Below are 13,873 nucleotides of genomic sequence, written 5' to 3'. Positions count from 1 at the left end.
AAGATGACCTTTAGTTGACCTTAGGCCGCTCATGCTCTGGCAACTGATAATACTGCCAAATAAAGTAGAGCAACGGAATCACCAATAGCGTCAACAGTGTTGAAGAGAAGGTTCCGAAAATCAAGGAGACCGCTAATCCACCAAACACTGGATCGGTAATCATAATCATCGATCCAAACATAATGGCTAATGCTGTCAACAAGATGGGACGGAAACGCACTTTCCCAGCTTCGATCACCGCATCCTTCAATGATTGACCTTCTTTCCGGTAATCTAAGATAAAGTCAATCAATAACAGGGAGTTCCGCACCACAATCCCTGCGAGTGCAATGACCCCAATCATAGAAGTCGCGGTAAAGGATTGATCGGTCAACCAGTGACCTGGGAATACCCCAATCATGGTCAGCGGAATCGCCCCCATTACGATAACGGGCATCATAAAGGACTTATAATAGGCCACCAAAATCAGATAGATAAAGATTAAGGCGACGATAAAGGCACTTCCCATATCGCGGAACACATCCAGCGTTAGACGCATTTCACCGCCCCACAATAGCGTATAGTCCATAACATCTTTCGGTTGTGCCTGCACAAAACCGAGGTTACTCGTATGGAAAGTCACTCCACTTTCAGGCAGTTTCACACCATCTAACATCTTATCCAAAGACAAAACTGCATAAACTGGGCTAGATTGCAACAACTCACCGCCAACCATGACCACCTTATGCTGATCTTTATCAACAATCGGTTTCGCATGAATCACCTCTTTAATTGTAGCAATGGAGGCGAGGGGCACCGAAGCACCGGAGCGCGACTCAACGCGCAGAGACATCAGCTGCTCTGGCACAGTACGCTCCGCTTTAGGCAGACGCACCACAATATTGACCGGTTCACGCACATTATCTAAGTGCATATAACCTAATTTAAAACCACTGATATAATCATGCAGCATTTTACCTACTTCTGCCGGTACCACACCCAACAGATTGGCCTGTACACGATCAATATTGATCTGATAGCTCTTCATGTCTGCCGTGACTGAATCGTCGACATTAATCATGCCATAGATGTTTTTAAATTTGGCATCTACTTCTTGAGCCGCTTTGCGCAGAGTCTCATAATTCGGACCATAAAGTTCTGCCAAAATCTGATGCGTCACTGGAGGTCCAGGTGGTGTTTCATAAAGCTTAATATTCGCTTTCGGGAATTGTTCACGTACCTGGTTTAAAGCCTCATTTAAATCCGAGACAATTTGATGTGAGGACTTTTCTCGTTCATGCTTACTTACCAAATTCACACGAATTTGAGCAAAATTTTCACCCTCTTTAATCAAATCTCCACGAACTAAAGCCGCAAAATCAACTGGCGCATGCGTACCTAAGAAAGTACTGTAGTTGGTCACAAAAGGTGTATTTTTCAAAATCTTATTCACCTCTGTCACCACCTGATCTGTCGCTTCTAAAGCAGTACCTTCAGGCATATCTACCTGTACCAAAAAGGTACTGGTGTTATCGTATGGCAACATTTTCACTTCTACCCCTAATGGGTGCAGTGGATTATTCATGCCATCATCACGCAAAAACTGTAATGCGGGCTGAGTCAACGCTAGGAATAAAAGTCCCAACACCACAAACAAGAAAATAGAGGCTTTGGTTTTGCTCTCCAATAAAGGCGTCATCGCCTTTACATAAAGCTTTTGCATCCAGTCTTCTTTATGCGGATGAGGCTCTTCCAAACTTTCTCGTTCCTGCATCTCCTTAATCGCATTTTTACCCAAAATGTGATAAGAAAGGTAGGGTACCAATAGATAAGCCACTAAGAGAGAGGCTAACATGGCCACTGGCACATTAAACGGAATCGGTGCCATAAAAGGCCCCATCATCCCGGTGACAAACAACATTGGGATAAACGCCAAAATAACGGCAATGGTCGCGACATTCGTTGGATTCCCAATCTCATTGGTGGCTTGTACCAACACCTTATCAAAGTTTTTGGGATCAAAGCCATTGTGAATATGACGATGCACATTCTCGATCACCACAATAGCAGCATCCACCAACAGCCCCAATGAAAGAATTAAGGCAAATAGTGTGATTCGGTTAATGCTCTGTCCTGACACATAGCCGACAAACAAGACCACAAATAAGATGAGTGGGACGGTTAAGGTCACAATACCCGCTTCACGCCAGCCCAAAAATAAGATTAAGATAATCAGCACCGAGCCAACAGCAATCCCTAAATGCTCCATTAACAGGTTAACCGCAGCATTGGCTTTTTCACCATCATTACGCGTCACCGCTACCTGAACGTCGGCTGGCAAAATGGATTTCTTAAGAAACGCTAGCTTGTCCAATACCGCATTGGCTACAGTCACCGCATTGGTTCCTGCCTTTTTGGCAATGGTAATGGTCACAGCGGGCTGCTCACCTTTAGTATGGATACTGCCATTAGGCCCAAACCCAATCCGCGTATATTTTTCTTCTTCCAGTGGACCATCTTCTATACGCGCAATATCTTTAAGGTAAATAGGACGCCCTTGTACAATACCAATAATAATATCGCCGACTTCCTTCGCGTTCCCTAAGAAACCATTAACTCGAACCAAATGACTTTTATTATTGTTAACTAAGGATCCAACAGGTATAGAGACATTGCTGCCTTTTAACATTTTGCTAATTTGATCCAAAGTTAACCCGGTTGGCGCAATTTTTTGCGCATCCAGCCACACATTAATGGCTCGCTTCTGTCCACCCACAACATCGGTAAACGACACACCTGGAATATTGCGTAGATTTTCCAACAACTTCAAGGAAACATCACGCAGTTCCATCGGAGAAAGCTTATCGGAAGTGACGGCCAATGTCATAATCGGCACATCATCTACATTGATCGGTCGCACAATTGGTTGCTGTGTTTCCGGTGGCATCTTATCCATATTCTGCATGATCTGGTTATACAGATTTACCAAACTGCTAATTTGGTCTTCACCCACCTTAAATTGAACAGTCACCACCCCAAAGTCATTGGCCGCATAACCAAAAGTGTGATCGACCCCAGGCAACGCATTCATAATGGACTCTAAGGGTTTGACCACCATATTCTCCACCTCTTGAGGCGTAGCGCCCCCTTTCGGCACAATAATATTGGCAGCGGGAACCACAATTTTGGGATTATATTCTCGAGGCGTTACCACATAAGCCAACATCCCAGCCAAAACAATGGCAATGACAATCATCATTGTAATTTTGGAATGGATAAAGGCTTGCGCAATCTTACCAGCGATGTTCAGCTGTTTCTCTGTTTGATTCGACATATCCGCTCCTTGCTACTTCTGCTCAGCTGATTGAACAGGAATCGGCTTCACAATGTCGCCATTCAATAGGCTTTGATTATTGTCTATCACAATGCGCTCTCCCAAGCTCAACCCAGCTTGGACTTCAACGTTATTTCCAATGGTTAAACCAGGGCGAATCATACGGAAATAGGCGTGATTTTGATCATCTAAAACAAAAACTCCTTGAATACCTGAGCGATTAACGATTGCCGACTGAGGCACCACAATCGCTTGACGATTGCCGCGATTGAAAATCACGCGCGCAAAGGTTCCAGAGTTCACATTTTTAACATCTTTTAAGCTCAGTTTGACCGTATGCGTCCGTGTTTTAGGGTCTGCAGCACTCACCAAGGCATAGATAGTGCCCTCAACGGGTTGACTCATGCCTTCAATCTTCACAAGCGCTTTATCTCCAATATGAAGTCGAGCAAAGAGATCATTAGAAACTTGTGTCTTCACACTCAGTGAAGAACGATTTTCCAACACCAAAATAGGATGCCCCGGTGCAGCCAAATCCCCGACTGAAGCAAGCTTCTGAACCACAACACCATCAAAAGGCGCTTTAACATTCACATACTTTAATTGAGCTTTAGCCTGCTCCAAAGCCGACTTAGCCGCTGCTAGATTCTGCTGCGCAACGGTATACTGCAAACGCACCTTGTCATACTGCTGACGAGAGACAGAATCCTCTTTATACAGTTTAGTAAAGCGATCATAATCTAATTTAGCATCATCCAATGCGGCTTTGGCTTGTTGATAAGCCGCTTCAGCTTGGGCAATTTTAGATTTGATATCAGTCGGATCAATCGTAAACAGTAAATCTCCCGCTTTGACCTTTTGTCCGACATCGACCTTAATAGATTTAATGTATCCCATAATGCGAGAAGCAATATTCGCACGCTTATCGGATACCACCACTCCCGGTACCACCACCGTCATGGGAATGGTCCCCAAAGAGACTTTTGCGACATGCGCTTCAATCACTTGAGGTTTCGCTTGATTACCTACAGTTGTCTCTTTCGGCGCTTCACTTTTTTGCTCACATCCTGCTGCCAGCACCAAAGCGGCCGCTACTAACATCACACTACCCAACTTATTCAATTGCATGGTTACGATCCTCTATTATTTAATTTCTTCCAAAGATGATAAATTCATGGTGCCCGTCAATAGACGCAACTGCGCTTTTTTTACATTCACCTCATAAACGGATTTCACCAAATCTGCTCGCGCCTTATCCAGTTGTGCTTGCGTTGTCAAAACTTCCGTCATCGTCGAAACGCCATTTTTATAACGCTTCATAATTAACCTTTGCGCTTCTTCTGCTTGCGCAACAGACACCAAATTCATATCACGCTGTTTCTCAGCCACTTGTAAATTACGCCAAGCAGTCAAAACCTTCAAACGCACCTCATTCTGTTTAGACTGTAATTTTGCCTTTATTTCATTGGCCGCAGCTTGCGCTCTGTCCACAGTATGAGAGGTCACACCAAAATCGGTTAACTGCCATTTCGCCACCCCAGCAAGGGTATAAGAGCTTTCACCGATCCCCAAGCTGTCATTATTCCAATCATTACGCGCCATCACATTAAAACTTGGATAGAGTGCGGCTTTTTCTGTACGGACAGCCGCTTGCTTTGCCGCTACCTGCTTACGCATAGCGGCTAATTCAGGATTATTTTGATAGGCCATTTCCAGCATCTCATTGACGCTCTCAAAAGGCAGATTCATGGCGATACGCTGTCCCACATCTAAATCTTTACCGTTCTGTTTATTCATCAACATTTTCAAACTATCAAGAGCGATCTGCTCCTGAGACTTAGCTCTTTCCAAAGCCGTCATCGCTGCCGCCCGGTGAACTTTGGCATTCAGTAGCTCACTGCGCACCACAATGCCCTGTTCTACTAAATTCTGTGTGGTTTTCACATAAGCGTCCGCAGCTTGCAGGGCTTTTTTCGCCACCGAGATATAAGCGCGAGCCGTATGCACCCCTTCATACGCTTGATAAACATTGTAGATCAGGAACTGTTTAGTTGCGGTATCCCCCTGCTTTGCCGCCATCACCATCGCTTTGGCTTGGTTTTGCATCGCACTGATTTTGCCCCCATTCCAAACCGGAACACGAACTTCTAGACGCGCATCAAAATCATTGTAAGCGCCCGGATAATTTAAATCCCTCTTATGAAAATTAAAATTCTGATCAAAACCAAAATCACTCGTAGTCGCTTTTCTTTGCTGCAACTTCATGCCAAAAACATTCAATGCATTATCTGAGCGTACTGCAGAAATAGAACCGATAATTTGCGGCAATCGACTCAACTTCGCTGCCTTCAGCGCGTGCTGAGCCTGCGCGATTCTTGCTTGACTCACTGCCATATTAGGGTTATCCGCCAAGGTAGCTTCTACACAATTTTTAAAATCTAAAGTCTCTGCCCAAACCGGCAAGGCAAAACTCGGTAAAACACCCAACAACATAACAGCCAAAGGTTTCATTCTCATTGATCCATCCCCAAATAATCGTCTTCGTTAATCGTGCCCAACTTTGAATAATAACTCAAATCGATAATCGTATAAAAAAATTTAAATAGTCAGAAATTATATAAGAAAATTCTAATATGTAAACCCTGAGCACTAAAAGTTTGGCACCCCAACCGTTACCGCGCCTTTTAACCAAACCAGTTGACGGTGAAAAAAGTGACTCGCCTCTGCTCGCCAATACAAATCTGGCATATTCTGCTGTTGACGCACCCAGTCAATCACCGCTTGCGCTTCGACCACTTCATCCTCCCCACCCTGAATCACCATCCAAGGCATTTTGACTTCAATCGGTGAAAAATCATAGAGGCTGACTGGCGGAGCGACAGCGATCACAAAATCCGGCGTTAAAAATGCTTGTGCTTGTAAACTGACATAACTGCCAAAAGAGAACCCTCCTAACACCAGAGGTTTCGGTTGAGGCATTTGCGACTGTGCCCACTGTACCACCACAGCTAAATCTTGCTGCTCACCTTTGCCTTCATCATAAGCCCCTTCACTATTACCCGCGCCGCGAAAATTAAAACAGACGGTGGCCAACCCCTGCTCTTGCAATGCCCGCTCAAGGGTCACCACCACTTTATTATCCATCGTGCCACCATATAAGGTATGTGGATGACAAATAACTGCTAAGGCGGGTACATTCAAATCAGCCAAACCAAAGTGCCGTACTTCAAGTTTTCCGGCACCGCCCTCAATCCATGCCACTTGCGCTTTTTGACGCATTTCTCTATCCTTTACCTAAACCAACAACACAAGATGCATTATATATAAATGAATCTATTAATTGATGATGCTGTCCCCTATGCGGAAGCAATTTTCTCCTCTTTAGGCAAAGTCACTCTGATGCCAGGACGAGCCATTCAAAATCAGCACCTTAAAAACATAGATGCCTTAATTATTCGTTCCCGCACCCAAGTCAATGCACAATTACTTGACAATACACCGGTTAAATTTGTGGGAAGCACGGTGGTAGGACTTGACCATATTGACCAAGACTATCTTGCCCAACAAGGGATTTATTTTTACTCTGCGCAAGGGTGCAATGCCAACTCTGTGGCCGAATATGTAATCACAGCCATTTTTGCCCTAGCAGAAAAACAGCACATCCCTCTGTTAGAAACCCAAACGCCCCCCACTTTAGGCATTATTGGCGTCGGGCATGTCGGGCAAAAGCTGCAACAGAAAGCTGAAATTCTTGGTTGGAAAACCTTACTCAATGATCCTCCGCGCCAACAAGCCGATCCGGTAGGTTGTCAAGATTTTGTGGATTTAAAAACCGCCTTACAAGCAGACTTTATCAGTGTTCATACCCCACTCACCTTCGAAGGTGAATTTGCCACCCACCACCTGATCAATCAACAACACCTCAGCAACCTTTTACCGCATCAAACGCTAATTAATGCTGCCCGCGGTGGCATTATTGATGAAACCGCTTGGCTCAAAGCACAGACACGCGCCAATATGATTGATTGCTGGGAAAATGAACCTAATATCCATCCCCAACTCTATTCACATGCGGATATCGCCACCCCTCACATTGCAGGCCACAGCCTAGAGGCCAAAGTAGCTGGCAGTGAAATGGTCTATCAAGCCTTATGTCAATTCAGCCAGCAAACACCGAAAACAGAGTGGAAATCCTTATTGCCCCCCATACCTGAACCGATCCAAATGCTTTCAGGCCAGTCCCTTCAAAATCAAGTTCATCAAGCTCTCTTAAGCGCCTACCCTATTTGGCAAGATCACCAAGCATTACAACAACCCCACATCGAACAAACCTGGCAGCTCTTTGAAACTTACCGCCGCCACTATCCTATTCGCCGAGAATGGTCGCTTCATACCTACCAAAGCACATACCCCCTCCCTTTGTTAAAAGCCCTAGGATTTCAAGAGGATATTAGAAAATAATAATAAAACAATATTAATCTAAACTTATCCTCATAAAATAAAGTTATCAAGGCGCAAAAAATTTGATTTCCTTTTTACATCTCAAATCGTTAACCTTATTGCTTGATACGAGAAGGTAAAAAAACCTTCACCTTAAAGTTATAACGATACGGAGAAAACCGATAATGAAACTCATCACTTTAGCCAAAGCTGCACTGGTCGCCGGTGCAATCGCCACCCTTTCGGGCTGTGGAACCATTAAAGCTGCTAGCAATCTAGAAGATGGCGCTTGGGATACTTTTAATCAAGTTTGGGATCGCTGGGTCGAGAGCGAAGGGGACATTGCCTACGCCACCATGTGGGAAAAACAAGTTGAAGAGGGCATTGAATTAGAAGATGTCATTGATGCCATTAACTCTGTCAGCACAAACAACAACCTTAAAAATGTGGGAGAACTGCCGCTCTCTAAAGAGCTTGAAGCACGTGGCATTAAATCAGACACCGTCTATGTCATGTCCTTCTGTAATCCCGAAACGGCTCGCAAAATGCTTGATTTCTCTCCAGCAATGGGCGGCTTTTTACCCTGTCGTGTGACCATCGTGGGCAAAACCGATCCCAAAACCGGGAAAGAGCGTTTAACCCTTTACTCTATGAATATGGACATGATGGTGAAAATGGGTAAAAAACTTCCACCAGATCTTAAAAAAGCCGCTATGAAAGTGCGTAACACTATTTGGGAAATGCTTGACAAAGGCTCAAGAGGCGAATTCTAAACCCAGGTTTTTTAAAGTTCAAAACCGTAACCTTGCAAAAGGTTGCGGTTTTTTATTGTCTAAAAAAACCTTTAAAAACGACTTAATCTTTCATAAACCAACTCTATGTTAATATAAAATTATCTTTCCCTTAATATTTTAAAAATATAATCGAATTTTTTAATCCTATTCAATCAATCCTATTAATTGCTAATAAAAAAATTTTGATTAGCCAACTTCACTTTTCTCATGCATAGTATTTACCTGAGCAAAGCACCATAAACACATCATGGTGCTAAATTTACAAACGCGTAAAAAAGAGAACATTCAAATGAGAAAAACAAGTATTGCTTTAGCCATCACCGCTTCAATGATCGCAGCTACGCCTGCTATGGCCACCAATGGGGACACCCTAATTGGACTGGGCGCGCAAGCTCGAGCCTTAGGGGGAACGGGAACTGCTTTATTTATGGGGTCAGAAAATGCTTTAACCAACCCAGCATTATTAGGTAAATCACAAGGCACTGAATTTACGATTGGCGGCACCTTGTTTATGCCTTCTGTAAAAGCAAAATCCAATGTAGGATCCCAACCTGGAACCAAGGCTTCAAAAACAAGTTCAGCGGACACCAATATTATTCCTGAAGTTTCTTTATCGAGTCGCATTAACTCTCACCTGACATTCGGGTTAGGGATCTTTGGCTCAGCAGGGATGGGGGTTGACTACCGAGAGGACAATATTGCGACCGGAGGGACAGGGCAAAACACTAACGGAAATGAACTGTTTAATGCTCAGTCCACCCTTCAAGTTATGAAATTTGCTCCTTCATTATCCTATAACGGTTCAAATTTTGGAATCGGTTTTGCTCCCGTTATTCAATACGGAGCACTTGATATCAACTATACAACAGATAGTGATAACAACCCAAATAATGGAAATGATAACCAGAAAACAGTAGGCTCTGGCATGTCTTCCGATATTGGTTATGGATATAATGTAGGGGGTTATTTTAATGTAACCAATGCGCTCACCATTGGTTTAGCCTACCAGTCGCCTATTTCCATGAAATATAAAGATCAGATTAGTAACGCAGCTAGCGGACTGGGGCTTTCATTCTCTGATGATTTAGAGCAGCCCGCTGAAATTAAAGCGGGGATCGCTTATGACATGGGAAATATCGCGCTAACTGCAGACTATAAGAAAATTTCATGGGCTTCAGCCAAAGGCTATAAAGACTTTAACTGGCAAGATCAAGATGTATTTGCAGTCGGCGCCAAATATAACGGCCAAGGATACTGGGCAGGGATAGGCTATAACTATGGAGATGACCCAATTAAAAAAATTGATGATGACACATACCAAGGTCAAGCTACGGATCTGTTTAACAACCATTTCTTCCCAGCTATTGTAACGTCTCACTTTACTGTAGGGGGTGGGTATAGCTTAACTAAAAACCTTGCTCTGGATGGTGCGATTGTTTACGCCCCTGAAGTCAAAAAGAAAGTTTACACTGGTAAAGTAACTGGCGCATTAACTGGACAATCACTACCAGCGACTCAAACCTACCATAAAACAACTCACTCTCAAGTAGGCTATACACTGTCACTTCGCATGAATTTCTAATTTAAAAAATTAGAAACTTTCAACCCTATAAAAAACCGCTCCTTTGAGCGGTTTTTTTGCTGTATTTTTTCTCATTTTCCGGCATACTGTTTTCCATCAATCGTTCATCATTGGGAAAACAGCAATGGCAAAGATTCTTATTGCCGGTTGCGGCGATATTGGCTGTCAACTTGGACAAACACTCACTCAGCTTGGACATTCAGTCTCAGCGATGCGTCGTCAGGTTGGACAGATTCCAAAAGACATCTCCCCTATTCAACATGACTTAACTCAGCCCTTTCCTAATGACCTCCCTTATTTTGACTATGTTTTCTATACCGCCTCTGCACCCCAGTATAAAGACAGCGCTTACTATCAAGCCTATGTACTAGGCTTAAAAAATTTAATCCATGCGTTGAAAGAAGCGCCACCCAAACATCTTTTTTTCACATCTAGCACTTCGGTATTTGGTCAAAGTGACGGGGAATGGGTGACCGAAGATTCTCCCACTACAGACAGCAGCTTTTCTGCAAGACGTCTGCTTCAAGGTGAACAGCTGTTACGCGACAGTGATCTGCCTTTCACCATTGTGCGTTTTGGGGGGATCTATGGTCCAGGACGCACCCATTTAATTGATTTGGTTAAAGCGGGCAAGGCGCGCTGTATGGAGGGAATTTACAGCAATCGCATTCACAGTACGGATGCCGTCGGTATTTTGCTCCATCTAATGCAGTTAGTCGAACAAGATCACATCATTGATTCTCTCTATATCGCTGTCGATGATCAACCCACGCTCACTTGCGAAGTTTTTGATTGGCTCGCGGAACAATTGAATGTTGGGGAGTTGACACATCAAGAGCCGACAGAAACAAGCCGTCAACTACGCAGCAACAAACGCCTAAGCAATGCCAAAATTAAAGAAACCGGCTATCAATTCCAATATCCCAATTATCAATCAGGCTATAGCGAACTGATTCAACAGATGCTGACGCAATCCGATCAATGATAGAGATCCGAATTTTTGTATCCACACATTAAAAAATTCAATCAAAATATTTACTGATAAAAACCGCTCGTTTTCGCCCGTTTTCATGCACACATTCACAAAGTTATCCACAACCCTAACCCCCACTAAAAATCGATCTTAACGATTGTTATCCACATCTTTAAGCCACCCACAGTCTCTCTCCAACGCCTACAAAAATTGACATTTTCTTTAAATTTTTACTATTGCACTTTAGGACAAAATCCACTATATTTCGTACTTAAGATAACTTAAACCAACTACATATAGTGGCTCGCATCGGTTTAGCCACAATAGAATATCAACAGAAGTTAAACTAAATTTATAACTCTATTTGGCTAACTGTATGATTTGTATATTGATCGTACAGTCAGCTATAGAGGGCATGAGAGAGTGCCTATTTTTTATCAAGTATTAACACTTATTCACAAGGTCAATCAGTCCTATGTCACAACCCACAATTAACATCACCAAACGCAATGGCAACACGGAACCACTTGATTTAGAAAAGATTCACCGCGTCATCTCATGGGCCGCAGAAGGCTTAGAAAATGTCTCCGTCTCAGAAGTGGAACTTCGCTCTCATATTCAATTTTACGATGGCATGTCCACCTCTGATATTCATGAGACCATCATTAAATCTGCTGCGGATCTAATTTCTGAAGAAGCGCCCGATTATCAATATTTAGCCGCCCGTTTAGCCATTTTCCATCTACGCAAAAAAGCTTTTGGTCAATTTAAACCCCCTCACCTTTTCGACCATGTGCGTAAAATGGTGGAAAAAGGGTTATATGACAAACAGATTATTGAGGATTACACCGAAGCGGAATTTGATGAATTAGATCAATATATTGATCACAGCCGAGATCTAAACTTTAGTTTTGCTGCTGTCAAACAGCTGGAAGGTAAATATCTGGTGCAAAACCGCGTGACGGGCGAAATCTATGAAAGCCCACAGTTTATCTATATGCTGATCCCGATGTGTCTGTTTGCCAATTATCCTAAAGAGACGCGGTTAGATTATATTAAGCGCTTTTATGATGCCACTTCTGGCTTCAAGCTCTCTTTGCCTACGCCCATTATGTCTGGTGTGCGCACCCCGACGCGTCAATTCAGCTCTTGTGTCTTAATTGAGTGTGGTGATTCACTCGACTCCATTAATGCCACGGCCTCCTCAATTGTGAAATATGTCTCGCAACGCGCAGGGATTGGGGTTAATATTGGACGTATTCGAGCATTGGGTTCCCCGATTCGCGGGGGAGAAGCCTTCCATACAGGTCTGATTCCATTTATTAAATACTTCCAAACCGCAGTGAAATCCTGTTCTCAAGGCGGCGTTCGTGGTGGGGCCGCCACCCTCTTTTACCCCATCTGGCATTTAGAGGTGGAATCTCTTTTGGTGCTGAAAAATAACCGCGGCGTAGAAGAAAACCGCGCGCGTCATCTTGATTATGGCGTGCAAATCAACCGTTTGATGTATCAACGCATGATTACCGGCGGTAATATCACGCTTTTCAGTCCAAGTGATGTGCCAGGCCTCTATGAAGCCTTTTTTGCCGATCAAGATGAGTTTGAACGCCTCTATCAAATCTATGAAGCGGACGACAGCATTCGCAAAAAAACGGTTAAGGCGATTGACCTCTTTACTCAGTTGGCACAAGAGCGCGCGCAAACGGGCCGCATCTATGTGCAAAATGTGGATCACTCCAATACTCACAGCGCCTTTGATCCTGAAAAAGCGCCGATTCACCAATCGAATCTCTGCTTAGAAATCACACTACCGACCAAACCGTTGAATGAGGTCAATGATCCTAATGGAGAAATTGCCCTCTGTACCCTCTCTGCCTTTAACTTGGGCGAATTGGAAAATCTGGACGAATTGGCTGAACTGTCGGATTTGATTGTCCGCGCCTTAGATAGCCTATTAGACTATCAAGACTACCCTGTGCCAGCGGCCAAACATTCAAGCCTTGGACGCCGTACACTGGGGGTGGGCGTCACCAACTTAGCCTATTATTTGGCGAAAAATGGCGTGAAATATTCAGATGGCTCTGCCAACCCACTGGTGCATCGTACCTTTGAAGCGATTCAATATCATCTACTTAAGGCCTCTGTCAACCTGGCAAAAGAGCAAGGTCAGTGTGACTATTTTGAAGACACTAAATATGCTGAAGGTATTCTGCCCATTGATACCTATAAAAAAGACTTGGATGAAATTTGTCATGAGCCTTTACATTTGGATTGGGAAGCGCTGCGGGAAGAGATCCGTCAATATGGTTTACGCAACTCAACCCTAACGGCTTTGATGCCGTGCGAAACCTCTTCGCAAATCACCAACTCCACCAATGGCATTGAGCCGCCTCGTGGCTATGTGTCAGTTAAAGCCTCCAAAGATGGTATTCTGAAACAGGTGGTGCCTGGCTATAAAGACTATAAAGAGAATTATGAACTACTATGGCAAATCCCGAATAACAAAGGCTATATTGAGCTGGTGGGGATTATGCAGAAGTTTGTTGACCAGGCAATTTCGGCCAATACCAACTATGATCCAAGCAAGTTTGAAGACCATAAGGTGCCCATTAAAGCCATCTTAAAAGACATTCTTTATGCTTACAAAATGGGACTTAAAACACTTTATTATCATAACACCCGTGATGGCGCTGAGGACTTGCAAGAAGATGATGGATGCGCAGGCGGCGCTTGTAAACTCTAAAAGCCGTGCGCTCTAGACGTCCTTTAAC

Annotated in this window: 9 protein-coding genes; 5 read left to right on the top strand and 4 right to left on the bottom strand. The window is 43.7% G+C overall.

The features are described from left to right. Positions 1-10: 10 nt before the first annotated feature. The 4 genes from ACYQ05_RS00795 to ACYQ05_RS00780 all read right to left on the bottom strand — a co-directional run bounded on the left by ACYQ05_RS00795 (position 11) and on the right by ACYQ05_RS00780 (position 6,592). The gene (locus tag ACYQ05_RS00795; RefSeq protein WP_459817551.1) at positions 11-3,313 is read right to left on the bottom strand and encodes an efflux RND transporter permease subunit; all 3,303 of its coding nucleotides are present in this window, start codon (positions 3,311-3,313) and stop codon (positions 11-13) included. A gap of 12 nt (positions 3,314-3,325) precedes the next feature. Continuing rightward, a complete protein-coding gene (locus tag ACYQ05_RS00790; RefSeq protein ID WP_459817550.1) occupies positions 3,326-4,441 on the bottom strand; it encodes an efflux RND transporter periplasmic adaptor subunit in 1,116 nt (371 codons plus the stop codon). 15 nt (positions 4,442-4,456) lie between these two features. Beyond that, on the bottom strand, positions 4,457-5,830 hold the full coding sequence (locus tag ACYQ05_RS00785; RefSeq protein WP_459817549.1) for a TolC family protein: 1,374 nt from the start codon (positions 5,828-5,830) through the stop codon (positions 4,457-4,459). 132 nt (positions 5,831-5,962) lie between these two features. Continuing rightward, positions 5,963-6,592 carry an alpha/beta hydrolase gene (locus ACYQ05_RS00780; protein WP_459817548.1) on the bottom strand — a complete coding sequence of 210 codons (630 nt, stop codon included), beginning with the start codon at positions 6,590-6,592 and terminating at the stop codon, positions 5,963-5,965. 48 nt (positions 6,593-6,640) lie between these two features. On the opposite strand from ACYQ05_RS00780, the gene ACYQ05_RS00775 reads away from it, so the two are divergent. The 5 genes from ACYQ05_RS00775 to nrdA all read left to right on the top strand — a co-directional run bounded on the left by ACYQ05_RS00775 (position 6,641) and on the right by nrdA (position 13,845). Further along, positions 6,641-7,774 (top strand): 4-phosphoerythronate dehydrogenase, encoded by a 1,134-nt coding sequence (locus ACYQ05_RS00775; RefSeq protein ID WP_459817547.1) that lies wholly within the window; start codon positions 6,641-6,643, stop codon positions 7,772-7,774. 164 nt (positions 7,775-7,938) lie between these two features. Then, complete coding sequence (locus tag ACYQ05_RS00770) at positions 7,939-8,526, top strand: DUF302 domain-containing protein (RefSeq protein ID WP_459817546.1); 588 nt, start codon at positions 7,939-7,941, stop codon at positions 8,524-8,526. 310 nt (positions 8,527-8,836) lie between these two features. After that, positions 8,837-10,129: an OmpP1/FadL family transporter gene (locus ACYQ05_RS00765; protein ID WP_459817545.1), complete on the top strand. Its 1,293-nt coding sequence runs from the start codon at positions 8,837-8,839 to the stop codon at positions 10,127-10,129. Positions 10,130-10,253: 124 nt separating this feature from the next. Then, positions 10,254-11,114, top strand: a complete 861-nt coding sequence (locus ACYQ05_RS00760) for an SDR family oxidoreductase (RefSeq protein WP_459817544.1) — start codon at positions 10,254-10,256, stop codon at positions 11,112-11,114. Positions 11,115-11,577: 463 nt separating this feature from the next. Beyond that, positions 11,578-13,845, top strand: a complete 2,268-nt coding sequence (nrdA, locus tag ACYQ05_RS00755) for a class 1a ribonucleoside-diphosphate reductase subunit alpha (protein ID WP_459817543.1) — start codon at positions 11,578-11,580, stop codon at positions 13,843-13,845. Positions 13,846-13,873 lie beyond the last annotated feature (28 nt).

It is taken from the genome of Galenea microaerophila (genome assembly GCF_054657255.1).
This window is presented reverse-complemented; position numbering and strand designations above follow the sequence as displayed.